Origin of the sequence: Streptomyces sp. NPDC023723, from assembly GCF_040639815.1 — a bacterium.
Classification (GTDB): Bacteria; Actinomycetota; Actinomycetes; order Streptomycetales; family Streptomycetaceae; genus Streptomyces.
The window spans coordinates 328,288-352,944 of record NZ_JBFAAP010000003.1; the positions used below are offsets into that span (position 1 = coordinate 328,288).

Genomic DNA, 24,657 nt, shown 5'->3' on the forward strand with positions numbered 1-24,657 from the left:
GCGGGGTGGGTTGCCCGAGCGGCCTAAGGGAACGGTCTTGAAAACCGTCGTGGCAGCGATGTCACCGTGGGTTCAAATCCCACACCCACCGCAGGTGAACGGCCCCTGACCAGTACGTATGGTCAGGGGCCGTCGCCATGTCCGGCGCCGCCGTTCCGCTGGCTTCCCTGTCGGCTGGTATGGCGTCTTGACCGCTGCCCGCCAACTCCCCCTCCCGGAATGCCAGCCTGATCGCCCAGTGTTACGCCCGGCCAGTCGTCGGCCGTGACACTCGACAGCCAGTCAGGGCCGGTGCCCCGTCATTCGTGCCGCCGAGGCCAAGGTGGCGCGGGCCTCCTGTTCGGTCAGGCCGGTGTGGAGGGCCGCGGTGAGCAGGGCGTCGGTGAGGGCGGGGCCGAGGTCCTCCTCGTAGGCGCGGCAGGCTGCCCAGAACAGGCGGGTGTTGCGCTGTCCCTCGTGGGCGGAGCGGACGAACTGGACGAGGCCCTGACCGTGGGCGGCGGACGGGGCGGGCGTGGTGGTGCGGTGGTGTGTGCGGGGCGCGGGGAGCAGGAGGCGCAGCAGGGCGCGTGGGCAGGGCGCCGGCGCGAGGTGCGCGGTGCCGGGGGCCGTGGTGTACGCGCCGTGCCGGGTGCGGGAGCCGGGGCCGACGAGGTAGCCGCCGGCGCCGCGGACGTCGATGCCGGGTGCGAGGCGGCCTGCCGAGTTCGGGACGACGACGTCGGGCGGGCCGGTCAGCCACAGGTGGCGGCCGCCGCTGGGGGTGAGGACGACCACCGTGGGCGGGATCGTGAACAGGTGCCGCAGGGCCAGTTCGCGCAGGGCGGTCGAGGAGCCGGTGTCCGGTGTCGTGTCCAGGTCGACGCCGATGAGGTGGTGCGGCGGCAGGCCGCAGGCGATGCCGTAGCCCGTGGCCCAGGGAGCGGCGGCGAACAGTTCGCGGACGCGGGCCGGGTCGGTGGCGGCGTCGTGGACCCCGTGGCCGAGGCGGCCGCACTCGCCGTGGCAGGGGGCGGGGTCGGGGTCGTCGCGGTGGGGGGAGCGCAGCGCCGGGAGTTTGGTCCGGGACAGCGGGATGACGGCCAGGCCGCGTTCGGCGGCTGACAGGGCGTGTGCGAGGGCCAGCGTCGTGGCCTGCCGGTCGGTGGTGGCCATGACTTTATTTTCGTACGCGCGTTCGATGAAGGGAAGGGGCGTGCGTGCGACACGCCGGGGCGGGACGGTTGGGGGTGGGTGTGCCGGAACGCTTCACCTCTTGCGGTGCTTGGGGTGTTGCTGTCCCTCCTGTCCTGAGCTGAGACGCAAGGGGCGCAAAAGGGTTTATCGACTTGTCCTCACGCTTGAGGGCGAATCAGGGCGAGGGGGGTGGTTCGCCGGGGATCCGATGGGCAACTCTGATCACGCGACGTCGTGCACAGCACCGGGGCGGATGGCCAACTTCCCTGGTGAACAGGTCGGTTCAGATCAGGTTCAGGTACTTCTCGCGTCTTCGGCAGCAGCCGGTGCGCACCTTTCTGGAGGAACACACATGGCAAGCATCCGTACCGCCCGCGTCATCGCCGCCGTCTCCGCCCTGCCGCTCGCCGCCGCCCTCTTCGCCGGCGTGGCCACCGCGGACAACGGCGCCCTCGCGGACGACGGATCCAGCTCGACCGCCGCCGAGGCCTACGCGGGCATCATCGGCAGCGGCGTCGGCGACGACAACAACGGCAACTCGGCGACCACGCAGCAGCAGGCGGTCGGCTCGGGCGCCACGAACCAGAACAACACCGCGCAGGTCGACGGCTCCCGGTTCGCGTACATCAACCAGGGCAACGACAACGTCTCCGTCAACTTCACCCCGCTGTGGTGGTGAGCTGAGGGGCCGGCGCGGGTGCGGGCTCACCGGCATCGGTCCCTCGCTCCGAAGCTGAAGAGCGGGTGTGCTTCTTGGGGTCGCGTTGCGTCCGCGCGGCGGTACTTCGGTACCGCCGCGCAGGCGTTCCCGGCATCGGACGCGAAGGCTCTCCCCGGCCCGCGCCCAACGGCCGGCCTCAGGGTCTTGGCACGGGGTGAACCCTCACTCGCCTCCACCCCTCGTCCACCTTCAGGAGGTGGAGCCGGCCCCACCCCTACAACCTGAGGCGGAGCCCGCTTCGGGACCTGCGGCCGATCCGGGGCCGTATCCGTCGCTCATAGCGTTGAGACATGACCACACCCGTCTGCACCAGGGCATCGGACGCCGCCAGGCCGGCGACGCAGACCTCGCCCAGGACGTCTGCCAGGACGTCCCCCAGGACGCCGAGCAGGACACCGCCCAGGAGCTCGCCCAGGAGCTCGCCCAGGGCCCAGCCGAAGACCTCGTCGAAGGCTCTGCCCAAGGTCTCACCCAAGGTTCCGTCCGAGGTCTCGCCCAAGGTCTCGCCTCAGGTTTCGTCCCAGGTCTCGTCCCAGGTCTTGTCCAAGGCCCTGCCCAAGGTCTCGCCGCAGCAGCCGTTCGCGTACCCGTCCTTCGCGTCGTACGTGCGGGCCCGGCAGCCGGTGCTGCTGCGCACCGCACGGTCGCTGACCGCGAACCCGAGCGACGCCGAGGACCTGTTGCAGACCGCGCTCACCAAGACGTACGTCGCCTGGGAGCGGATCGAGGACCACCGCGCGCTGGACGGCTATGTCCGGCGGGCCCTGCTGAACACCCGGACGTCGCAGTGGCGCAAGCGCAAGGTCGACGAGTTCGCGTGCGACGAACTGCCCGAGCCGGAGCCCGTGCCCGGCGGCAGCGACCCGGCCGAGCAGCAGGCGCTGCACGACGCGATGTGGCGGGCGATCCTGCGGCTGCCCGCCCGCCAGCGGGCGATGGTCGTCCTCAGGTACTACGAGGATCTCAGCGAGGCCCAGACGGCCGAAGTGCTCGGCGTCTCCGTCGGCACGGTGAAGTCGGCGGTCTCCCGTGCCCTCGGCAAACTCCGGGACGACCCGGAACTCGACCCCGAGCTCGGCATATCCAGGTGACGCGGGCGCCCGCGAGCGGCTGAGGCCGGCCTTCGCGAGCGGCCGGGCGCGGCCCCGCGAGTGGGCCGAGCGGGGTGCGATCGGTGATCGATCACCGATACCTAGTGACATACCGCGTGGTACGTGCGCAGAATCAGCGCACCCCTTACCGCCGCGTAGGCAATGTCGCCCCGGGAGGTCACCGTGCTGAGCACGATGCAGGACGTACCGCTGCTCATTTCCAGGATCCTGACCCACGGGTCGACCGTCCACGGCACCTCCCAGGTGACCACCTGGACCGGCGAGGGGGAGCCGCACCGCCGTTCCTTCGCCGAGATCGGCGCCCGCGCCGCCCAGCTCGCGCACGCCCTGCGCGACGACCTGGGAGTCGGCGACGACGACCGGATCGCGACGCTCATGTGGAACAACAGCGAACATATCGAGGCATACTTCGCGATCCCCTCCATGGGCGCGGTCCTGCACACCCTCAATCTCCGCCTCCCGCCCGAGCAGCTCGCCTGGATCGTGAACCACGCGGCCGACCGCGTCGTGATCACCAACGGTTCGCTGATCCCGCTGCTCGCCCCGCTGCTGCCGCACCTGAAGACGGTCGAGCACGTCATCGTCTCCGGCGCGGGCGACCGGGCCCCGCTCGCCGCGGCCGCCGTCCAGGTGCACGAGTACGAGGACCTGATCGCCGGGAAGCCGGCCGCCTACGACTGGCCGGAGCTGGACGAACGCGCGGCGGCGGCCATGTGCTACACCTCCGGCACCACCGGCGACCCCAAGGGCGTGGTGTACAGCCACCGCAGCGTCTATCTGCACTCCATGCAGGTCAACATGGCCCAGTCGATGGGCCTGACCGACCAGGACACCTCGCTGGTGGTCGTGCCCCAGTTCCATGTGAACGCGTGGGGTCTGCCCCATGCCACCTTCATGACCGGCGTCAACATGCTGATGCCGGACCGGTTCCTCCAGCCCGCGCCGCTGGCCCGGATGATCGAGAGCGAGCGGCCGACGCACGCCGCCGCCGTCCCCACCATCTGGCAGGGGCTGCTCGCCGAGCTGACCGCCGAGCCCCGGGACGTCTCCTCCCTCACCCAGGTGACCATCGGCGGCTCCGCCTGCCCGCCGTCGCTGATGGAGGCGTTCGACGCGTTGGGCATGCGGGTGCGGCACGCCTGGGGCATGACCGAGACGTCCCCGCTGGGCACGGTGTGCCTGCCGCCCGCCCACACCATCGGCACCGACGAGGAGTTCGCGTACCGTCTCACCCAGGGCCGGTTCGCGGCCGGCGTCGAGGCCCGCCTCACCGGCCCGGGCGGCGAACGGCTGCCCTGGGACGGCGAGTCGGCCGGTGAGCTGGAGGTCCGGGGCCCCTGGATCGCCGGCGCCTACTACGGCGGACCCGCCGCCGAACCGCTGCGTCCCGCCGACAAGTTCAGCGAGGACGGCTGGCTGAAGACGGGCGACGTCGGGACCATCTCCCCCGACGGCTATCTCACCCTCACCGACCGCGCCAAGGACGTCATCAAGTCCGGCGGCGAGTGGATCTCGTCCGTCGACCTGGAGAACGCGCTGATGGCCCATCCCGAGGTGGCCGAGGCCGCCGTCGTTGCCGTGCCCGACGACAAGTGGGGCGAGCGTCCACTGGCCACGGTGGTCCTCCGGGAGGGCGCCACCGCCGATTTCGAGAGCCTGCGCGCCTTCCTCGCCGACGAGCGGGGAATCGCCAAGTGGCAGCTCCCGGAGCGCTGGACGGTCATCGAGGCGGTGCCGAAGACGAGCGTCGGCAAGTTCGACAAGAAGGTGCTGCGCCGCCGGTACGCCGCGGGGGAGCTGCCGGTCACGCGGCTGTGAGCGAACCGGGGGGGCGTTCGGGTCCGTAGGGCGGTCAGGGGGGGTAGTCAGGGAGCAGGGTGGTGGTCCAGGGGGTAGTCAGGGAGCAAGGTGATGGTCCAGGGGGCAGGGCGGCGGTCCAGGGGGCGGTCAGGAAAGCACCGAGGGCCGCCCTCCGCTCGTGACCTCGCCTGCCCCCGCGCCCGTACGTCCGCCGGGAGCCCGAACCCACCCATACGTCCGTCCGTCCGCCGGGAGCCCGAGCCCACCCATACGTCCGTCCGTCCGCCGAACCCCACCGTCACACCCCCGTGACCGCCCTGCTCCCGCGCGCCGGCACCGAAGTCGTCACCCAGCCCAGCACCAGCCAGGCCCCGGCCACCGCGCACACACCGCCCCAGCCCCAGTGGGTGAAGGCGGTGCCCGCGAGGGCCGAGGCGGTGGCGCCGCCCGCGAAGCCCGCGACGACGTAGGCCGTGTTGGCGGTGGCCGGGGCCGAGGTGGTGGTCAGGGCGAGGGTCTGGTTGGCGATGTGGGAGGCGACCAGGGCCGCGTGCACCAGGACCGCCGCCGCGCACAGCGCCGCCATGACCTGACCGCCCAGCCAGAACAGCGGCACCGACACGGCGGCGACCCCGTACGCGGTCCGCACCACCCTGGCGGCGCCGAACCGGTCCACCAGCCCGCCCGCGAGCGGCGCGACCACGCTCGCCGTCAGCCCGAAGAGACCGAACAGCCCGGCCGCGGCGGTGGTCATGCCGTACCCGTCGACCGCGCTGCCACCGGTGAGGAGCAGTGCCAGGGAGGTCCACATGGCGCTCCACGCGCCGTACATCCCGGCCTGCCGCACGCACGCGCGCCACAGGTCGGGCGAGTGCCGCAGCACCCCCGGCAGCGCGGCGAGCCCGGCGAACAGCGGTCCGCTGTGCCGGGGCGTCTCCCGGGGCAGCACGGCCGCGGTCGCCAGGCCCAGCACGGCGGTCAGCGCGGCGGCGCCCAGGAAGACCCAGCGCCAGCCGAACGCCTGCCCGGCGAGGCCGCCGGCCACCCGGGCCGCCACGATGCCGGTGAACAGACCCGCGATCACGGCCGCGACGTGCCGGGCCCGGTGGTGCGCGGGGGCGCGCTGGGCGACCAGCGGGACCAGGAGCTGTGGTACGACGGTGGCGGCCGAGGCGATCAGTACGGCACCGGCGAGGGCGTACGTCCCGTTCGTCGCCGCGCCGGCCACCAGGGCCACGGCGGCGGCCAGCGTCAGCACGGCGACCAGCCGCCGCCGGTTCACCCGGTCCCCGAGCGGGGCGAAGAAGAGCAGGCCGGCCGCGTAGCCGAACTGCGCGACCGAGGCGAGCCAGGCCACCGCCGAGGGGGTGGAGCCGAAGTCGCGGGCGATGAGGGGGAGCAGCGGGGCCGCTATGTAGATGTTGGCGGCCGTGGCGGCCGTGCAGACGGCGATCAGGGGGAGGAAGAGGCGGGAGCGGAGGGTGGGCCGCGGGGTGGCGGCGCGGGCCGCCGCCCCGGGTCCGGTTCCGGACGCTTCGGTGGTGGGTGCTGGTGACGACATGGGGCGGGACGACTCCTTCGCGCGCACGCTGACTTGCAACCAGTTCGGTGACCAGGCCGGTGACCAGGCCGGTGACCAGGCCGGTGACCAGTCCGGTGACCAGTCGGGTGACCAGTCTTACAACTAACTGGTTGGTTGGTAGGTGACAACCCAAGAGCGTGCCGCCGCATTCCCGTCCGGTCAACCAAACAGTTGGTTACCGAGCCGGGCGGATACTCTGGCCGCATGTCAGCAAGGGACCCCGAAGCCACCAAGGCGCGGATCTTCGCGGCGGCGGTGGCGGAATTCGCCGCGCACGGGGTCGCGGGCGCCCGCATCGACCGGATCGCGGCCGAGGCCGAGGCCAACAAGCAGTTGATCTACGCCTACTACGGCAACAAGACGGAGCTGTTCGCGACCGTCCTCGAGCACAAGATGCTCGACCTGGCCATAGCGGTCCCCGTCGATCCGGACGACATCGAGGGCTGGATCGACCGCCTGATGGACTACCACGCCGACCACCCCGAGCTGCTGCGCCTGCTCTTCTGGGAGGGCCTGGAGTACGGCGCGGAAGAACTCCCGCACGAGGCCGAACGCCAGCAGCACTACGTCCGCAAGGTCGCCGCCCTGCGCGACGGCCAGCGGCGCGGCGTGGTCACCGACGCGATCCCCGCCGCCGACCTCCTCTTCCTGCTGGTCGCGATGACCAACTGGGCGATGGTCGTCCCCCAGATGAAACGCATCCTGGTCGGCGGCGAGGTCCCCGACGCCGCCCGCCTGCGCACCTCCATCAAGGAGGCGGCCCGCAGGATCATCGCCGTCGAGGGGCGCTGAGCCGGGGGCCGGTGAGCCGAGGGGCGGTCAGCCGAGGGTCGATGGGCCGGGCCGCCGGGCCGCCGAGCCGAAGGCCGTCAATTAGTCCCGATCCGGGCCAGCAGCTCCACGATCCGGGCCTGCACCTCGGCGCTGGTGGACCGCTCCGCGAGGAACAGCACCGTCTCCCCCGAGGCCAGCCGCGGCAGGTCGGCCTGGTCGACGGCGGCGGTGTAGACGACGAGCGGAGTGCGGTTGAGCTGCCCGTTGGCGCGCAGCCAGTCGATGATCCCGGCGAACCCGGCGCCCGGCTCCCGCCGCCGCATCCGCATCAGGTCCATCACGACCAGGTTCGGCCGGAACTGCCCCGCCAGCGTCACCGCGTCCGCGTCGCTCGCGGCCCGCGCCACCTGCATCCCGCGCCGCTCCAGCGTCGCCGTCAGCGCCAGCGCGATCTCCGCGTGCTCCTCGATCAGCAGCACCCGCGGCGGATGCTGCTCACTGTCCCGCGGCGCCAGCGCCTTCAGCAGTACGGCCGGATCGGCCCCGTAGGCGGCGTCCCGGGACGCCTGCCCCAGCCCGGCGGTCACCATCACCGGCACCTCGGCCGCGACGGCGGCCTGCCGCAGCGACTGCAACGCGGTACGCGTGATCGGCCCGGTCAGCGGGTCCACGAACAGCGCGGCGGGGAACGCCGCGATCTGCGCGTCCACCTCCTCGCGCGAGTGCACGACGACCGGCCGGTAACCGCGGTCGCTCAGCGCCTGCTGGGTACTGACGTCCGGCGCGGGCCACACCAGCAGCCGGCGCGGGTTGTCCAGCGGCTCCGGCGGCAGCTCGTCGTCCATCGGCTGCGGCCGCGGCGGATCGGCGACCTCCACCGCCCCGCCGGGCCCGTCCAGCGGCTCGGGCCCCTCGGCGGCGTCCTTGTCCGGTGCTCCTATGGCGTACGACCGTCCGGTGCCCTCGGTCGGCTGCCCGATCCGGGCCGGCTGCTCGGGATGCGGGCGGGCCGCCCCCGGCGTCGCCTGCGTGCCCGGCTCCGGGCGGCCGGCGGCCGGGTCGGGCGGGGTACCGAGCTTGCGGCGGCGGCCGGAACCGTTCGGGTGGTGCGGGGCGGGCGTGGCCGTCGGCTGCTGCACCTGGGCCGCCTGCCGGTTGAACGGCATGCCCTGCCCCAGCGTCCGCACACTGATCGCCCGCCCCTGCGTGGAGTCGGGATCGACCGGGGCCGCGGCCTCGGCGGGCAGCGGCTGGGCCGCCCGGGGCGCGTTCTCCGGCGGCAGCGGGGTGCCCCGCCCGGAGGTGGTCTCGGCGGCGGGCGCCTGCGGCGGTACGGGGAGACCGGCGCCGGAGGTGTCACCGGCGGCGGGCCACGGCTGCGGGCGGGAGGACGCCGGTGCCGGTGCCGGTTGCGGGGGCAGCGGCTGACCGTCCGCCTCCCCCGCGTCCAACGGCTCCGGCGGCGCGCCGACCGCCCGGCGGCGCCGACCCGTCGGCGCGTTGGTGGGGTGCGGCTGCGGCGGGGTGTGCTCGTCGGCCTGATCCTGCGGAACGGCGTCATGCCGCCCACCGTCCCCCGTCACCCCGCCGACGGGGCTGGGAGAAGGGGCGACCGGGGCGTGCGCCGGGAGCGGGGCGTGGCCTGCGGCGGGGGCCGGTGGTACGGGGTGCTGTCCCGGTGCCTGGACGGGCATCTGCCCGGGGACCTGGACCGTGGCCTGGACCGGCATCCGGCCCGGAGCCGACCCGGACGGCTGCCCCCCGGCCGGGACCGGGGGGTGCCCCGGAGCCGGTACGGAAGTCTGGCCCGGAGCCGGTACGGGGATCTGCCCCGTCGCCTGGATGGGCATCTGCCCGGGGACCTGAACAGGGGCCTGTCCGGTGTTCGGGCCCGGGGCCTGCCCGGCAGCGGGGACCGTCATCTGCCCCGGAACCGGTACCTGTTGTCCCGGTACCTGGCCCGGAGCCGCGACCGATGGCTGTCCCGAAGCCGTGGCTGGGGGCTGTCCCGGGGCCGCGACCGGAGATGGTCCCGCGCCCGGAACCGCGACCGGTCCCGGTCCCTGCCCCTGCTCGGGAACCTGACCCGCAGCCGGTACTGGCACCTGAGCCTGCGCCTGCGCCTGCACCCGCGCCTGCGCCTGCACCCGCGCCTGCGCCTGCACCCGCGCTTGCGCCTGACCCGCAGCCGGTACCGATCCCTGTCCCGGCACGGAACCCTGTCCGGGCACCGAAGCCTGCGCACCCCCCGGATGCGCACCCCCTGGTGCCACCGAAGCCTGAGCCACTCCCGGCATCGTCGGCATACCCGGCATATCTGGTGCCCCCGGCACCCCTACCCCCTGCTCGGAAACCGCCGTGGACGGGCGGTCCGCGTCGGCCGGTGGCAGGGCGAAGACCTGGCGCGGGCCCGCCTCCTGTGCGGCGGCGCGCTCGGCCGCCGAGGCCAGGGCCCGGCGCCGGCGCCCGGTCGGCTGACCCGCCTCGGACTGCTCGTCCTGGTTCCCCGCACCGCCTTCGCCGCCCTCGCCGCCCTGCGCGGGCAGCGCCGGCGGCAACGCGTGCTGTTCGCCGTCGCGGCCGAGGGCGCGCCGCCCGGCGGCCTCGGGGCCGGGCATGCCGCGCGGCGGAACCGTCCCGCCCAGGTTGTTGCCCGTGGCCGCGGTCCCGGCGGCGTGCTCGGCCGCCGTGACGACGGCCCCCTCGGTGACCCCGGGAAGTCCTGCGGCCGACGCCTCCAGAGCGGCCGGGCCGCCACCCGCGTCCTCCGCGGGCCGCCCGCGCCGCCGCCCGGACCCGTCGGCCGGGGCAGGGGCCGGCGCCGCCGCGGGCTCCGGGACCGCGCGCCGCCTGCGCCGGCCGGTCGGCGTACCGCTTTCCGTAACGCCTTCCGTGCCACCGCCCCCGCCGGGCCCTCCGACCTCGCTCTCCAGGAAGGCGTCGACCGAGGCGCGCCGCGCCCGGCGCCGGCCTCCGCCACCGCCGGGTCCCGGCTCGCCGGAGACCGGCTGGTCCGGGACCGCGACGACCCCGGCGGGAGCCGGTACGGCGGCCTCGACGGCCCCCGCCCCACCGCCGATCGGGACTTCGAGGACGTACGCGCTGCCGCTCATCCCCGGCACCTCGTGCGTCTGGAGGACGCCGCCGTGGGCCCGGACGATGCCGCGGACGATCGGCTGGTGCACCGGGTCTCCACCGGCGTACGGCCCGCGTACCTCGATGCGGACCACCTCGCCGCGCTGGGCGGCGGCCACCACGACGGTGTTGTCCATGTAACCGCCCGCCGAGACGGGCGCGTTGCCGGTCGCGTCGACTCCGGCGACGTCGGCGACGAGGTGCGCGAGGGCGGTCGCCAGCAGCCGGGCGTCGACCTCGGCCTCGATGGGCGGCGCGTGCACGGCGAACTGCACCCGCCCCGGCCCGACCAGCTCCACCGCGCCGTCGACCCCGGCCGCGACGACCGCGTCGAGCATGACCTTGGTGCGTGCGACCCCGCCGCCCTCGCTGCCCTGGGCGTCGAGGCGCTGGTAGCCGAGCACGTTGTCGATGAGAGTGGTGATGCGGGAGTAGCCCGCCGAGAGGTGGTGCAGCACCTGGTTGGCCTCGGGCCACAGCTGCCCGGCGTCGTCGGAGGCGAGCGCGGCCAGCTCCCGCCGCAGCTCCTCCAGCGGTCCGCGCAGCGAGGCGCCGAGCAGCGTCAGCAACTGCTCGTGCCGGCCGGACAGGGCCTCGTACCGGTCCTTCTCGCGCTCGCCGAGCGCGGCGTACCGCTCCTCGTTCGCGGCCAGCGTCTCCTCGTGCTGCTCGCGCAGTTCCTCCAGCTCGGCCGTGTGCCGTTCGCGCAGCGCGGTCAGCTCGGCGGTGTGCTCCTCGGCGAGCCGTTCCAGCTCCGCCGCGTGCCGCTCGGCTGCCTGCTCCTTCTCCTCCAGCAGCGCGTCGTAGGGCCGCCGGTCGGTGAAGGTCATCACGGCGCCGACGAGCTGGTCGCCGTCGCGGACCGGGGCGGTGGTCAGGTCCACCGGCAACGGGTCGCCGCTCTTGGTGAACACCACCTGCCCGCGCACCCGGTGCTTGCGCCCGGACCGCAGGGTGTCGGCGAGCGGCGACTCGTCGTACGGGAAGGGGGAGCCGTCGGCGCGGGAGTGCAGGACGAGGGTGTGCAGCTCGCGGCCGCCGAGGTCGCTGGCGCGGTAGCCGAGGATCTGGGCAGCGGCCGGGTTGACCAGGACGATCCGGCCGTCGGTGTCGGTGCCGACGACACCCTCGGCCGCGGCCCGCAGGATCATCTCGGTCTGCCGCTGCGAACGGGCCAGTTCGGCCTCGGTGTCGACGGTGCCGGACAGGTCGCGGACGACGAGCATCAGCAGTTCGTCGCCGGGGGAGCCGTAGGCGTCGTAGGCCGGCTGGCCGGAGTCGAGGTTGGCGCTGGCCACCTCGACGGGGAACTCGGAGCCGTCGGTGCGCCGCGCGACCATGCGGGTCGGCTTGGTGCGGGCCCGGGGGTCGATGTGGTCGGGGCGCCGCATGGAGCCGGGGATGAGTTTGGAGTCGAACTCCGGGAGCAGGTCCAGCAGCCCGCGGCCGACCAGCGCGGTGCCGGGCGCCTCGAATGCCTCCAGCGCGATGGTGTTCGCGTTGACGACGGTTCCGTTGGCGTTGACCAGGACCAACGCGTCCGGCAGCGCGTCCAGTATGGCTGCGAGGCGAGCAGCGCCCCGGGATGGCCTGCCGCTCACGAGACGCCTTCCTCCCTGTTACCGCACCTTGCCGACCGCTCGGGCCATCTTGCCAACCGGCCCGCGACGTGTCACCCGAGGGAGTCTAAGGGCTGGGGTCGCGCCCGCGGCGCCGGATGCGAGGGAGGTCGCACGTCGAAGTGACGTAGAACGCGTGTCCGTGCGCCCTGACGTCGCGGGACCTTTGCGAGACCTTCGCGGAACCGTTCCGCCCCCTGTCCCCGGTCTGTACCGGCCGTCCTCGGACCGCTCAGACAGTGGGCCGCAGGTCGGGCAGGAGCGGGACCAGCCGGTCCCAGCGGCCGATCTGGCAGCCGTCGCGCCGGTCGTACGCGGCGTCGACGCGGTGGCCGGCCCAGGTGCCGGTGATGTGCGCGGTGGCCGGGCCGCCGTACTGGAAGGTGCACATGCTGCCCTCGGGGACGGGGGCGAAGGCGTCCTGCCCGGCCCGCGTGCTCCGGTCGACCACGGCACAGGCGCCGTCCGGGTCGGGATGGCTGCCGCCGCCGGGACGGCAGTACAGCTCGTACGTGCCGTCCCTGCCGTCGCCCGCGTCGCGCACGGTGACGGTGAGGTGATCGGCCCGGTCCTCGTCCCTCACGGGTGGCGGGGCGAGGTGGTCGGCCGGGGCGGCGGGGGTGGCGGCGACGGGCGCGGCGGCGGACAGGGGGGAGAGGGCGGCGATGCCGAGGGCGGTGGCGCCGAGGAGGCGGATGACATGCAACATGACCTGATCAACGCGTCAACCCGCCGGACGTTGCGGTCGCCCTGACGACGGTAAGGACTTTGCCCTGCGGGCCGCCCGCCTAGTACCGTGGGGGCCGATTGGTGACACCACGCTCGGCTGTGTCATCATCGGCAGGCACCGCTCGCGCTCACGCGAGGGGCTGCGTTGTCTGGAGGCGTCGCCTAGTCCGGTCTATGGCGCCGCACTGCTAATGCGGTTTGGGTTTTAAAGCCCATCGAGGGTTCAAATCCCTCCGCCTCCGCACGAGAACACGAAGCCCCGGCCCCGGCCGGGGCTTCGTCGTTTCCGCAGGTCACAAGGGGTAGGGCAAACGGATTTCACATGGCGGCGGCAGTCATGTAATGTTCTTCCTGTCGCCGCGACGGGCCGGAAGGAACGGGGCGGGGACGACAACAGAACAGCAGCAAGACAAGCACTCGTAGCTTAACGGATAGAGCATCTGACTACGGATCAGAAGGTTGCAGGTTCGAATCCTGCCGAGTGCACAACCGAGCAAGAGGCCCTGTGGAGAGATCCACAGGGCCTCTTGCCTTTCCCCCGTTCCGCCGGCGCCGTGCGGCCCTGGCCGGGCGGGGGCGTTGTCAGTGGTGGGCTCTACTCTCGACAGAGATGGCACGGATGTGGCGGTGCGCGGGGCTCCGGTGGTCGGCGGAGGGGCCCGTGCTGGTCTGGGACGGCGGGCGGCGTACTGCGCTGACCTGGGGAAAGCGGGTGGCCTTCGGGGTCGCGGAAGGGGGTGGACGCGGATGTGCGGGAGCGCGGGGGAACGTCTGCCCGCTGGGGGCGGTCGTGCCGGGGCGGAGTACGGGGGGCCGGTGCGAGGAGTGTGCCCGGCTGGACCGGGTGCACTCGGTGGCCGCCGACACGATCGCGGACGACCCGCGTCCGTACCGGGTGTATCTGGCCTGGTTCGGGCCCGGGCTGGTGAAGGTCGGGATCACCGCGCTGGAGCGCGGGCCGGCCCGGTTGCTGGAGCAGGGGGCGGTCTGCTTCGGCTGGCTGGGCAGCGGGCCGCTGATGGCCGCGCGGCGCACGGAGGAGTTGCTGCGGGCCGCCCTGCGGGTGCCCGACCGGATTCCGTACGCGCACAAGCGCGCGGTGCGGGCGGTGCTGCCCGGTACGGCGGCGGAGCGCGCGGCGGAGATCGAGGAACTGCACGGGCGGGCGGTGGGACTGCGCGGCTGGCCGGAGGCGTTGACGCCGGAGCCGTTCCGGGCGGTCGATCACGCCGGGGTGTTCGGGCTGGCGGAGGCGTCCGGCGCCGCTCCGCCGGTGGCAGAGGTGACCGAGCTGGTCGGGGGAGGGACGGTCGGTGGTGAGCTGGTGGCGGCGGCCGGGCCGGATCTGCATCTGGCGACGGCGCGTGGGGTCGTCGTACTGGATACGCGGCTGATGAGCGGATGGGGACTGGGGCCGGCCGGCGATGAGGACCGGTTCGACCTGCCGGTGCGGGCGTTGCGGGCGGTGGCGGCCGAAGGGCGGCAGGACGGGCTGTTCTGACGCCGGGCTGTTCTGACGCCGGTCGCCGGCGGTGTGCGGCGGGCGAGCTTGCCGGCCGGTGCGTACCGGCATTTATACGGGGGGTGCGCGGCGGGTCCTGCGGCCTGGTGTGCGTATGGCCTCGGCGGCCGGACGTGGTGGTTGCGGCTGGGCGTGGTGGTTGCGGCCGGGCGTGGCGGTTTCGCGTCCGCGCGCGGCGGGCCCTGCTGCCTGGTACGTGGGAGCCTCAGCGTCCGTGTCTGACGGTTTCGGTGTTCGGTGCGTATGGGGTCCCGGCGGCCGTGCGTGACGGTTTCGGTGTTCGGTGCGTTTCGGATCCCGGCGTTCGTGCGCCACGGTCTCAACGACCGGTTGAGCGCCGGATCCTGGCGCTGGTGCGCGCGGTTCCGCCCCTTCCCGGTCCACATCCGGTCCGGCGTTCAGGCCCGCGCCCCCGCCTCCGCCCCAGGCGCACGACAACCCCCGCCCCCCCCCCGGGTCCGCCGGTCCCGCCGGTACCCCCGGTCCGCGTCCGCCAGTCTCGCGGGTCTGCCGGTACCCGGGTCCACCGGCCCCCGGCCGGGCCCCCGGGTCCACCAGCCCCCGGCCCCCGGGCCCCCCGGCCCCACCGAGCGCCCCAGCCCCGCCACCCCCCTCCCCAGCTCCGCCCCCCCCGGATCCGCCCCCCGCCCCGCCCATCCCCCCTTCCTCCCCGCCTCCGCCAAGCCCCCCGACCATGGGGAAGAGGTTTCCTGAGAGGTGCCTGTGGGTTTCTCAGATAAATCACAGGTTGTGGAAAGCGTGCTCTCAGAGGTCCCCGACATGGTTTGGAACATGACCACGACCTCGCCCCAGGGGCGCACCGAACTGCTGAGGCCGGACGGGAGCCCCGTCCGAGTGCTTGTGGTGGACGACGAGTTGTCGATCACCGAACTGTTGTCCATGGCCCTGCGGTACGAAGGCTGGCAGATCCGCAGTGCCGGGGACGGACAGGGCGCGATCCAGACCGCCCGCGAGTTCCGCCCCGACGCCGTCGTACTGGACATGATGCTGCCGGACATGGACGGGCTGAGCGTGCTCGGCCGGCTGCGGCGCGAGCTGCCCGATGTGCCGGTGCTGTTCCTGACCGCGAAGGACGCGGTCGAGGACCGTATCGCCGGGCTGACGGCGGGCGGGGACGACTACGTCACCAAGCCGTTCAGCCTGGAGGAGGTCGTCGCGCGGCTGCGCGGGCTGATCCGCCGGTCCGGCGCGGCCGACCGCCGGTCCGACTCCGTACTGGTCGTCGGTGACCTCACCCTCGACGAGGACAGCCACGAGGTGACGCGCGGCGGGGACAACATCCACCTCACCGCCACCGAGTTCGAACTGCTCCGCTTCCTCATGCGCAACCCGCGGCGGGTGCTCAGCAAGGCGCAGATCCTCGACCGGGTCTGGTCCTACGACTTCGGCGGCCAGGCCAACGTCGTCGAGCTGTACATCTCGTATCTGCGGCGCAAGATCGACGCCGGCCGCGAGCCGATGATCCACACCCGGCGCGGCGCCGGTTACCTGATCAAGCCCGCGGTGTCATGACGGGCCGGCGACCGCGCCGGCGCCCGCGTCGGCCGCGTCCGCGCACCCTGCGGACGCGGCTCGTCGTCGCGTCGGTGGCGCTGATCGCGGTGGTGTGCGCGGTGATCGGCAGCGTGACCACGCTGGCGCTGCGGTCGCATCTGTACGAGCAGCTGGACGGGCAGCTCGGTGAGGTCGCCATGCGCGCCTCGGGCGACTTCACGCCCCCGGGCAGCCCGACGGACACCGGCAAGGGCAGCGGCAGCGATGGCGTCGTCGGCGACGCGAAGCCCGACGCCCAGAAGGACGACGGGCAGAAGCTGGACGAGATGACCGACGTCACCGACTTCGTCTCGCACGGCCCGCAGCCCGGTGCCACCATCGCGGCGAAGGTGGTCGACGGCGAGATCACGGAGGCCGCGTACGGCAAGAAGTCCGACGAGGACTACTCGCTGGACGCCAAATCGCTCAACGCCGCGCAGACCGCCGCGCTCGCCGCCGTGCCCCAGGACGGCCACGAGCACACCGTGGAGGTACCCGGCCTCGGCGAGTACCGGGTCACCTACAAGTCGGGCACCAGGGGCGCCTTCTACGTCGCCATCCCGACCGCCGACGTCGACAACACCATCAACACCCTGATCATCGTCGAGGTGAGCGTCACCGCGGCCGGCCTGATCGCCGCCTCGCTGGCCGGACTGATCATCGTCGGCGTGGCCACCCGCCCGCTGCGCAAGGTCGCCGCCACCGCCACCCGGGTCTCCGAACTCCCCCTGCACTCCGGCGAGGTCAACCTCAACGAGCGGGTCCCGGAGTCCGAGTGCGACCCGCACACCGAGGTCGGCCGGGTGGGCGCCGCGCTCAACCGCATGCTCGACCATGTGCACGGCGCGCTGCACGCCCGGCAGGAGAGCGAGACCCGGGTCCGGCAGTTCGTCGCGGACGCCAGCCATGAGCTGCGCACCCCGCTCGCCTCCATCCGCGGGTACGCCGAACTCACCCGCCGAGGACGCGAACAGGTCGGGCCCGACACCCGGCACGCGCTGGGCCGGATCGAGTCCGAGGCGGGCCGGATGACCCTGCTCGTCGAGGATCTGCTGCTGCTCGCCCGGCTGGACGCCGGACGGCCGCTCCAGTTCGAGCAGACCGACCTCGTCCCGCTCGTGGTGGACACCGTCAGCGACGCCCGCGCGGCCGGTATGGACCACAACTGGCGCCTCGACCTGCCCGACGAACCGGCGCTGGTCTCGGCGGACGCCGCCCGGCTCCAGCAGGTGCTGGTCAACCTGCTCGGCAACGCCCGCAACCACACCCCGCCCGGCACCACGGTCACCGCCCGGGTGCGCCGCCAGGGCACCTGGCACTGCCTGGACATCGAGGACAACGGGCCGGGCATCCCGGCCGAGTTGCTGCCGCGCGTCTTCGAACGGTTCGCGCGCGGCGACACCGCCCGCTCCCGGGCCACCGGTTCGACCGGCCTGGGGCTGGCCATCGTGCAGGCCGTGTCGACCGCGCACGGCGGCGCGGTGACCGTGGACAGCGTGCCCGGACGGACGGTGTTCACCGTGTATGTACCCGCGCTTCCCGCTCCCGTGGCCGGCCCGCCCGACCCCCGGACAAACTGGGCATCGCACTCACAGTCGCAGCACAGCGTCACCACACGGGTGCGACAGGGCGGTTGAGAAAAGTCGGTGCCATGCGAACCGACTCTTCTCCGGGCACCCTGCCGGCGCGGGAGCACCTCCCGGCCGCGGGGGCCGGTACGCCTGTCCTGGACGTAGTGATCCCCGTCTACAACGAGGAGAAGGACCTCCAGCCGTGCGTGCGCAGACTGCACGAGCACCTCGCCCGCACCTTCCCGTACGCCTTCCGCATCACGATCGCGGACAACGCGTCCACCGACACCACCCCGCAGGAAGCGGCGCGGCTGGCGGCGGAGCTGGCCGAGGTGCGCTCCTTCCGGCTGGAGCAGAAGGGCCGCGGCCGGGCTCTGCGGACCGTCTGGTCGGCGTCCGACGCCCCGGTCCTCGCCTACATGGACGTCGACCTGTCCACCGACCTCAACGCACTGCTGCCGCTGGTCGCCCCGCTGATCTCCGGCCACTCGGACCTCGCGATCGGCTCCCGGCTGGCCCGCTCCTCCCGGGTGGTGCGCGGCGCGAAGCGGGAGTTCATCTCCCGCTCCTACAACCTCATCCTGCGCGGCTCGCTCCAGGCCCGCTTCTCCGACGCGCAGTGCGGCTTCAAGGCGATCCGCCGGGACGTCGCCCAGGTGCTGCTGCCGCTGGTGGAGGACACCGGCTGGTTCTTCGACACCGAGATGCTGGTGCTCGCCGAGCGCGCCGGGCTGCGCATCCACGAGATCCCGGTCGACTGGGTCGACGACCCCGACTCCACCGTGCACATCGTCAAGACGGCCACCGACGACCTCAAGGGCGTCTGGCGGGTCGGGCGCGCGCTGGCCACCGGTTCGCTGCCGCTGGACCGGCTGGCCCGGCCGTTCGGCGACGACCCGCGCGACCGGGACATCAAGGACGTGCCGCGCGGACTGACCCGGCAGCTCGTCGGGTTCTGCGTCGTCGGCGCCCTCTCCACCCTCTTCTACCTGCTCCTCTACAGCGGCTTCCGGACCTTCTCCGGCTCGCAGATCGCCAACGCGCTCGCGCTGCTGGTCTCGGCGGTCGCCAACACCGCCGCCAACCGGCGGCTGACCTTCGGCGTGCGCGGCCGCGGCGGCGCGGTCCGGCACCAGGCCCAGGGCCTGGTCGTGTTCGGCATCGGCCTGGTGCTGACCAGCGGTTCGCTGGCCGCCCTCAACGCGGCCACCGACGGCGCGGCGCACTCCACCGAACTGGCGGTGCTCATCGCCGCCAACCTCGCGGCGACGGTGCTGCGGTTCCTGCTCTTCCGGGCGTGGGTGTTCCCGGAGCGGGACGAGGACCGCCCCGGCGTCCCCGAGCCGTCCACCGTGGTGGCCGGCCACCGGCCGACGGCCCCGTACGACCCGAACCCCTACGGCCACCCCCCGCTGCCGCGGCGCCCGGCCGCCCCGTACGAGACCCACCGGGACGCGATGACGCGGCTCCCCGCCGACACCGACCCGAGGAACCCCCGATGACCACGCAATTCGACGCGACGACCGGGCAGGGGGCCACCGACCCCGCCACCGAGGGCCCGCCCCCGACCCCGCCTCCGACCGGGCCTCCGACCGAGCCCCCGACCGGGCCTCCCGAGGCGCCGAAGCAGCCCCTGGCACGGAGACTGTGGCGCGGCCGTCCCGAGGACCCGCGCTGGGCCCGCCCGGCCTTCCTCGGCCTGCTGCTGGTCACCGCGGCGCTCTACCTCTACAACTTGAGCGCCTCCGGCTACGCCAACTCCTTCTACTCGGCGGCCGTGCAGGCCGGCAGCCAGTCCTGGAAGGCGTTCTTCTTCGGCTCCCTCGACTCGGCCAACGCCATCACCGTCGACAAGCCCTCGGCGTTCATGTGGCCGATGGAGCTGTCGGTCCGGATCTTCGGGCTCAACTCGTGGGCGATCCTGACCCCGCAGGTGCTGATGGGCGTCGGCACGGTCGCGGTGCTGTACGCGGGCGTGCGCCGCCGGTTCGGACCGGTGGCCGGACTGATCGCGGGGGCGGTGCTCGCGCTGACGCCGGTGGCGGCGCTGATGTTCCGGTTCAACAACCCGGACGCGCTGCTGGCCCTGCTGATGGCGCTCACTGTGTACTTCGTCACCCGCGCCCTGGAGGACGGCCGCACCAAGTGGCTGCTGTGGGCCGGGGCGGCGGTCGGTTTCGCGTTCCTCGCCAAGACCCTCCAGGCGTTCCTGATCCTGCCGCCGCTGGCCGTGGTGTACGCGGTCTGCGCGCCGGTCCGGGTGCGCAAGCGGTTCGCGCAACTGGGCCTGGCGGCCGTGGCGATGATCGTCGCCGGCGGCTGGTGGGTGGCGATCGTCGAGCTGTGGCCGGCCTCCTCGCGGCCGTACATCGGCGGCTCGCAGAACAACAGCTTCCTGGAGCTGACCTTCGGCTACAACGGGCTCGGCCGGATCAACGGCGAGGAGACCGGCAGCGTCGGCGGCGGTGGCGGCACGGGCGGCACCGGCCAGTGGGGCGAGACCGGCTGGGACCGGATGTTCAACTCCGAGATCGGCGGCCAGATCTCCTGGCTGCTCCCGGCCGCCCTGATCCTGCTGGTCGGCGCCCTGGTCCTGACCCGCCGGGCGGCCCGTACCGACGCGGCCCGGGCCACGCTGCTGGCCTGGGGCGGCTCGCTGGTGATGACGATGGCCGTCTTCAGCTACATGGCCGGCATCTTCCACCAGTACTACACGATCGCCCTCGCCCCCTACCTGGCCGCCGTGGTCGGCATCGGCGCCGCGGCGCTGTGGGAGAAGCGGCGTGAGCTGTGGGTCGCGCTCGTGCTGGCCGCCACCGTCACGGCGACCGCGGCCTGGGGGTACGTACTCCTCAACCGCACGCCCGACTACTTCCCGTGGCTGAAGTGGCTGGTCCTGGTCGGCGGTCTGGTGGCCGCGCTCGGTCTGGTCTTCGCCGGGCGGCTGTCCCGGCAACTGGCGCTGGCCACGGCGGCACTGGGCCTGGCGGCCGCGCTGGCCGGACCCACCGCGTACACGCTGAGCACCCTCGCCGAGGGCCACACCGGTTCCATCGTCACGGCCGGTCCGTCCGGCGCGAGCATGATGGGCGGCCCGGGCGGCGGCGGCCAGGGCGGCGGACCCGGCGGTGGCGGCGGCATGCCGGGCGGCACCGGCCAGGGCGGCGGCATGCCGGGCCAGAACCAGCAGGGCGGCGGCAACGCCCCCGGCGGCACCGGCGGTACGGGCGGCACCGGCGGCTTCCCCGGCGGCGGCATGCCCGGCCAGAACCAGAACGGCGGCACCCAGCTGCCCCAGGGCGGCGCCGAGAGCGGCGGCATGGGCGGCGGAGGCGGCGGCATGGGCGGCCTGCTCAACGGTGCCGACGTCGACTCCGCGGCCAAGAAGCTGCTGGAGACCGACGCCGACGACTACACCTGGGCGGCGGCCGCGATCGGCGCCCAGAACGCCGCCAGCTACCAGCTGGCCACCGGCGACCCGGTGATGGCCATCGGCGGCTTCAACGGCACCGACCCCTCACCCACGCTGGCCCAGTTCAAGAAGTACGTGGCGGACGGCAAGATCCACTACTTCGTCTCCAGCGGCACCGGGGGCGGCATGGGCAGCGACTCCGACAGCGGTACGTCGGCGCAGATCACCTCCTGGGTGGAGGCGAACTTCAAGGAGGTCACGGCCGGTTCGGCCACCTTCTACGACCTCACCCAGCCGGCCGGCGACAGCTGACGGCACCCGCGTCCCGGCGCGGCCGGTCCGGAGCGGGGCGTCAGCCCTCCTCCGCCAGCCGCGCCGGGAAGCCGCCGGTGGCCACCGGCCCCCACTTCCCGGGGGTGACCCGGATGATCGACTTGCCCTGCTTGAGCATCGCCGCCCGGTACTCGGCCCAGTCGGGGTGCTCGCCGGCGATGTTGCGGTAGTACTCGACGAGCGGCTCCACCGAGTCCGGGCTGTCGACGACCTCGGCGGTGCCGTCGATCTGCACCCACGGGCCGTTCCACTCGTCGCTCAGCACGACCAGGCTCACCCGGGCGTCACGCCGGGCGTTGCGGGTCTTGGCCCGCTCCGGGTACGTGGAGACCACGATCCGGCCGGCGTCGTCGACCCCGCAGGTCAGCGGCGACGCCTGGGGGCCGCCGTCGGCCCGCCGGGTCAGCAGCAGCGCCCGGTGCCGGGGCCGGACGAAGTCGAGCAACTCGGCCAAGGAGACGCGGGTGTTCGTCGCGATGTTCGGTGCCATACCCCCAGCTTAGGGGGGGGCTGCCGATGGACCTGCGCGGCATCGCGGCGCCCGGCACGCACGCCGCGCGGCGGCCCCGCCGACATGGGGCCGCCGCCCCACCCGCGAAGCCCGGGTCACCGTCCCGGCACCCCGCGGACCCTGGGCCGCTGCCCCAGGCCGGATCACCATTGCCTAGGCCACGGCCCCGCCGGCCCGTCCCAGCGCCTCCGGGACGTTGTCGTGCACCGGTATGTCCCGGCGCAGGCCGGAGAGTTCGAGGACGCGGCTGGGCACGCCGTGCGGGGTGGCGACCAGCCGCAGCCGGACCCGGCCGGGCAGCCGGTGGCGTACCTCGTCGAGCAGCCGGACACCCTGGGAGTCCATGAAGACGGTCCCGGTCAGGTCCAGGACCAGCAGCCGCAGCGGTTCGGCCCCGGGCCGGCGGCCGGCCGCTTCGAGGACGAGCGGGAGCAGCCCCGGGGCGTTGCAGAAGTCGATCTCCGGGGGCAGTGCGAGCACGGTGCTGCCCGGTGGTTCGTGCGGCGCACCGGGTGGGGGGAGGAAGGTCACGTCACTCACCTGACAGACGTCCGTCCGGCTTCCGAAAAGGGGTGGCCGCTTCCTGACCCGGCACCCATTCCACCACGCCGACGGCCGGGCGCGGAAGGTGCTCGGGCGGACGGTCGGCCGGGCGTCACCTGTGTGCAACCGAGCAGCTAGAGTGCTGTCCGTCCTGTGCTCGCAGTCGGGAATGTGCTGCGGAGCTCTCCTGCGCACGGCCGTATGGCCGTGCATGCCGAAGAGGTTCGTGGTGACTGCGTCCGAATTTACCGATGTGCCGCGTTTTCCGGCTGGTTTCGAGCTGGCCGAGGTCCTGACCGCGGCGGCTCGGGAACTGCACGCGACGGTCACTCCGGGCGGCACCCTGCGCACCGCCGTCAAGCTGGCGGTGACCCTGGTGCCCGGGGCCGAGCAGGCGGGCATCTCGGTGGTCGAGCGCGGCAGTCAGCGCCGGGTGCTGGCCTGGACCGACGAGGCCGTACGGGCCGCGGAGTCGCGCCCCGGGGGCCGGGAGCCGCACCCGTTCCTGGACCGCCTGTGGTCGGTGCCGGTGGCCCGGCTGGAGGACAGCCTGGCCGAGGTGCCCGGCACCGCGCTGGCCGACTCCGGGCTGCGCTCCGCGCTGGCCCTGCGGCTCCGCTCCGACCGGCGCAGTCTCACCGTCCTGACCGCCTACGCCAGCCGCCCGCGCGCCTTCGACGACGACGCCACCCGGGTCGGCCGGCTGTTCACCGCGCACGTCAGCCTGGCCCTGGACTCGGCGACCGAACGCGAGCAGCTCACCGAGGCGATGCGTACCCGGGACCTGATCGGCCAGGCCACCGGCATCCTGATGGAACGCATGGAGATCGACGCGGCCGGCGCCTTCGAGAGCCTGGTCAAGGCGTCCCAGCGGGAGAACGTCAAACTGCGCGACCTGGCCCGCCGCATCGTCGACACCCAGGAGGCCCCGGGTGGACGGGGCACCGGCGAGCGCTGAGCCGGGCCGGGGAACCGGACCGGACCGAAGCGCCCCCAGGCGTTAACGAGCGGTGACGGGATATCCGTACGGTCATGACCGCCGAGCCGCCCGACACGCTGGACCATGCCTTGGTGCGCAGCCAGGGCCTCGACACCCTGCTGCGCGATCTCACCGACCGCGCGGTGCGGGACGTGTCCGGCGCCGTCGCGTGCAGCATCACCGTGCGCCGCTCCGACCGGCTGCTGACCCTGGCCGGCAGCCGGGGCCTGCCGGCCGGGCTGGACCTCAGGCAGTACGAGAACGGCTCCGGTCCCTGCGTGGACGCGGCTCAGACGGAGAGCCCGCGTTACGTACCCGATCTGGCCACCGAGACCCGCTGGCCGGCGTACACCGAGTACGCGCGCGCCACCGGCGTGCGCTGTGTGCTGGCGCTGCCGCTCGCCCTGGAGGGCGAGACCGGCGCCGCCCTCAATCTGTACGGCCTGGAGCCGGGTTCGCTGGCGGAGGACAGGGAGACGGCCCGCGCCTTCGCGGAGCGGGCCGCCGGTGCCGTCGACGCGGCGCTGCGCATCGAACGGCAGCGTTCCTCGGTCGCCGACGTGCGCACCGCCCTGCTGTCCCGCAGCGTCATCGATCAGGCGGTCGGCATCCTGATGTCCCGGGAACGGGTCGACGCCCGGGTCGCCCTGGACCGGCTGCGCCGGGTCTCGCAGAACCGGAACGTCAAGCTGCGGGACCTGTGCCAGGACCTGGTGGACCGGGTGGCCGGCGGGACCGGCGGGACCGGCTCAGGCGGCCGGCAGTGAGTCCCCCTGCACCGCCTGGATGTCCAGCTCGACCCTGAGGGTGGTGCCGATGGCGGCGATGCCGGCCTGGAGGACCTGGTTGTAGTTCATGGCGAAGTCCTCGCGGCGCAGCTCGGTGGTGGCCTTGAAGGCCGCCCGGGTGCCGCCCCACGGGTCGGCGCCGGTGCCCAGGTAGGACAGGTCCAGGTCGACCGGGCGGACCACGCCGTGCAGGCCCAGCTCGCCGTGCACGGTCCAGCGGTCCCGGCCGGCCACCGAGACGCCGGTGGAACGGTAGGTGATGTCGGGGAAGCGTTCGACGTCCAGGAAGTCGGCGGACTTCAGGTGCGTGTCCCGCATGCCGTTGCCCGTGTCGACGGACGCGGCCTTGATGACCGCCTCCACCCGGGACTTGGTGACGTCGTCCGGGGCGATCTCCACCAGCCCGGCGAAGTCCGTGAACCGGCCGTGCACGCTGGAGATGCCCAGGTGCTGGGCGACCGCGGCGACGCTGGAGTGCGCCGGGTCGATGGTCCAGGGTCCCGGCGGCGGCAGTTCGGTGCCGCCCTGCCGGGCCAGCGTGACCGTGCCGATCTCGGCCCGGCCGCTGGCGGTCACGATCGCGCTGGACGCGGCCGGCGCGTAGCCGACGGCGGTGACGATCACCGTGTACGCGCCCGGCGTCAGCTCGGTGCTGTCCCGTACGGCCCCCTCGGCGTCCGCCTCGGCGCGCAGTACCTGCGTGCCGGTCATGTCGGTCACCGTGACGACCGCGTGCGACACGGCCCATCCGTCCCGCGTTCGGATCCTCGCGGTCAGTCCCATCCCGTTTTCTCCC

General features: G+C 73.6%; 19 protein-coding genes and 3 tRNA genes. 14 read left to right on the forward strand and 8 right to left on the reverse strand.

Annotated features, from left to right (window positions below; translation table 11 throughout):
• Positions 1 to 4: 4 nt before the first annotated feature.
• Positions 5 to 91: transfer RNA gene (locus AB0G32_RS06515), tRNA-Ser, on the forward strand.
• 191 nt (positions 92 to 282) lie between these two features.
• On the opposite strand, the gene AB0G32_RS06520 is transcribed toward AB0G32_RS06515, so the two are convergent.
• Complete coding sequence (locus AB0G32_RS06520) at positions 283 to 1,155, reverse strand: bifunctional DNA primase/polymerase (protein ID WP_361158992.1); 873 nt, start codon at positions 1,153 to 1,155, stop codon at positions 283 to 285.
• Positions 1,156 to 1,528: 373 nt separating this feature from the next.
• On the opposite strand from AB0G32_RS06520, the gene AB0G32_RS06525 reads away from it, so the two are divergent.
• A complete protein-coding gene (locus tag AB0G32_RS06525; RefSeq protein ID WP_361158993.1) occupies positions 1,529 to 1,855 on the forward strand; it encodes a hypothetical protein in 327 nt (108 codons plus the stop codon).
• Between the two features lie 256 nt (positions 1,856 to 2,111).
• Here AB0G32_RS06525 and AB0G32_RS06530 read toward each other — a convergent pair whose 3' ends face one another.
• Entirely contained in the window at positions 2,112 to 2,372 is a 261-nt protein-coding gene (locus AB0G32_RS06530) for a hypothetical protein (RefSeq protein WP_361158995.1), read from the reverse strand.
• Positions 2,373 to 2,436: 64 nt separating this feature from the next.
• On the opposite strand from AB0G32_RS06530, the gene AB0G32_RS06535 reads away from it, so the two are divergent.
• Positions 2,437 to 2,988 carry a SigE family RNA polymerase sigma factor gene (locus AB0G32_RS06535; protein ID WP_361158998.1) on the forward strand — a complete coding sequence of 184 codons (552 nt, stop codon included), beginning with the start codon at positions 2,437 to 2,439 and terminating at the stop codon, positions 2,986 to 2,988.
• 162 nt (positions 2,989 to 3,150) lie between these two features.
• Positions 3,151 to 4,827, forward strand: coding sequence for a long-chain fatty acid--CoA ligase (locus AB0G32_RS06540; protein WP_361159001.1), 1,677 nt, complete (start codon positions 3,151 to 3,153; stop codon positions 4,825 to 4,827).
• 280 nt (positions 4,828 to 5,107) lie between these two features.
• Here AB0G32_RS06540 and AB0G32_RS06545 read toward each other — a convergent pair whose 3' ends face one another.
• Positions 5,108 to 6,370 (reverse strand): MFS transporter, encoded by a 1,263-nt coding sequence (locus AB0G32_RS06545; protein WP_361159003.1) that lies wholly within the window; start codon positions 6,368 to 6,370, stop codon positions 5,108 to 5,110.
• Between the two features lie 225 nt (positions 6,371 to 6,595).
• On the opposite strand from AB0G32_RS06545, the gene AB0G32_RS06550 reads away from it, so the two are divergent.
• Positions 6,596 to 7,183: a TetR family transcriptional regulator gene (locus AB0G32_RS06550; RefSeq protein WP_361159006.1), complete on the forward strand. Its 588-nt coding sequence runs from the start codon at positions 6,596 to 6,598 to the stop codon at positions 7,181 to 7,183.
• Positions 7,184 to 7,260: 77 nt separating this feature from the next.
• Here AB0G32_RS06550 and AB0G32_RS06555 read toward each other — a convergent pair whose 3' ends face one another.
• A complete protein-coding gene (locus AB0G32_RS06555) occupies positions 7,261 to 11,901 on the reverse strand; it encodes a PAS domain-containing protein (RefSeq protein ID WP_361159008.1) in 4,641 nt (1,546 codons plus the stop codon).
• Positions 11,902 to 12,151: 250 nt separating this feature from the next.
• Positions 12,152 to 12,628 (reverse strand): SSI family serine proteinase inhibitor, encoded by a 477-nt coding sequence (locus tag AB0G32_RS06560; protein ID WP_361159011.1) that lies wholly within the window; start codon positions 12,626 to 12,628, stop codon positions 12,152 to 12,154.
• A 171-nt stretch (positions 12,629 to 12,799) separates the two neighbouring features.
• Here AB0G32_RS06560 and AB0G32_RS06565 point away from each other — a divergent pair.
• The 7 genes from AB0G32_RS06565 to AB0G32_RS06595 all read left to right on the forward strand — a co-directional run bounded on the left by AB0G32_RS06565 (position 12,800) and on the right by AB0G32_RS06595 (position 21,019).
• Positions 12,800 to 12,890: transfer RNA gene (locus AB0G32_RS06565), tRNA-Ser, on the forward strand.
• A 171-nt stretch (positions 12,891 to 13,061) separates the two neighbouring features.
• Positions 13,062 to 13,134: transfer RNA gene (locus AB0G32_RS06570), tRNA-Arg, on the forward strand.
• 133 nt (positions 13,135 to 13,267) lie between these two features.
• Positions 13,268 to 14,149, forward strand: coding sequence for a DUF2797 domain-containing protein (locus AB0G32_RS06575; protein WP_361159106.1), 882 nt, complete (start codon positions 13,268 to 13,270; stop codon positions 14,147 to 14,149).
• A gap of 813 nt (positions 14,150 to 14,962) precedes the next feature.
• Positions 14,963 to 15,703, forward strand: coding sequence for a response regulator transcription factor (locus AB0G32_RS06580; RefSeq protein WP_361159014.1), 741 nt, complete (start codon positions 14,963 to 14,965; stop codon positions 15,701 to 15,703).
• A complete protein-coding gene (locus AB0G32_RS06585) occupies positions 15,700 to 17,361 on the forward strand; it encodes a HAMP domain-containing sensor histidine kinase (RefSeq protein ID WP_361159017.1) in 1,662 nt (553 codons plus the stop codon). Before AB0G32_RS06580 ends, AB0G32_RS06585 begins: the two co-directional genes overlap by 4 nt.
• 14 nt (positions 17,362 to 17,375) lie before the next feature.
• Positions 17,376 to 18,797 (forward strand): bifunctional glycosyltransferase family 2/GtrA family protein, encoded by a 1,422-nt coding sequence (locus AB0G32_RS06590; RefSeq protein ID WP_361159019.1) that lies wholly within the window; start codon positions 17,376 to 17,378, stop codon positions 18,795 to 18,797.
• Positions 18,794 to 21,019: a glycosyltransferase family 39 protein gene (locus AB0G32_RS06595; RefSeq protein WP_361159022.1), complete on the forward strand. Its 2,226-nt coding sequence runs from the start codon at positions 18,794 to 18,796 to the stop codon at positions 21,017 to 21,019. Before AB0G32_RS06590 ends, AB0G32_RS06595 begins: the two co-directional genes overlap by 4 nt.
• A 40-nt stretch (positions 21,020 to 21,059) precedes the next feature.
• On the opposite strand, the gene AB0G32_RS06600 is transcribed toward AB0G32_RS06595, so the two are convergent.
• Both AB0G32_RS06600 and AB0G32_RS06605 read right to left on the reverse strand, forming a co-directional pair.
• Entirely contained in the window at positions 21,060 to 21,530 is a 471-nt protein-coding gene (locus AB0G32_RS06600) for a PPOX class F420-dependent oxidoreductase (RefSeq protein ID WP_361159025.1), read from the reverse strand.
• A gap of 174 nt (positions 21,531 to 21,704) precedes the next feature.
• Entirely contained in the window at positions 21,705 to 22,082 is a 378-nt protein-coding gene (locus AB0G32_RS06605) for an STAS domain-containing protein (RefSeq protein WP_361159028.1), read from the reverse strand.
• A gap of 223 nt (positions 22,083 to 22,305) precedes the next feature.
• On the opposite strand from AB0G32_RS06605, the gene AB0G32_RS06610 reads away from it, so the two are divergent.
• Both AB0G32_RS06610 and AB0G32_RS06615 read left to right on the forward strand, forming a co-directional pair.
• On the forward strand, positions 22,306 to 23,052 hold the full coding sequence (locus AB0G32_RS06610) for a GAF and ANTAR domain-containing protein (RefSeq protein WP_361159031.1): 747 nt from the start codon (positions 22,306 to 22,308) through the stop codon (positions 23,050 to 23,052).
• 74 nt (positions 23,053 to 23,126) lie between these two features.
• Complete coding sequence (locus AB0G32_RS06615) at positions 23,127 to 23,840, forward strand: GAF and ANTAR domain-containing protein (protein ID WP_361159034.1); 714 nt, start codon at positions 23,127 to 23,129, stop codon at positions 23,838 to 23,840.
• On the opposite strand, the gene AB0G32_RS06620 is transcribed toward AB0G32_RS06615, so the two are convergent.
• Positions 23,823 to 24,644 (reverse strand): YceI family protein, encoded by an 822-nt coding sequence (locus tag AB0G32_RS06620; RefSeq protein ID WP_361159037.1) that lies wholly within the window; start codon positions 24,642 to 24,644, stop codon positions 23,823 to 23,825. The two genes, AB0G32_RS06615 and AB0G32_RS06620, sit on opposite strands and share 18 nt — an antisense overlap.
• Between the last annotated feature and the right edge of the window lie 13 nt (positions 24,645 to 24,657).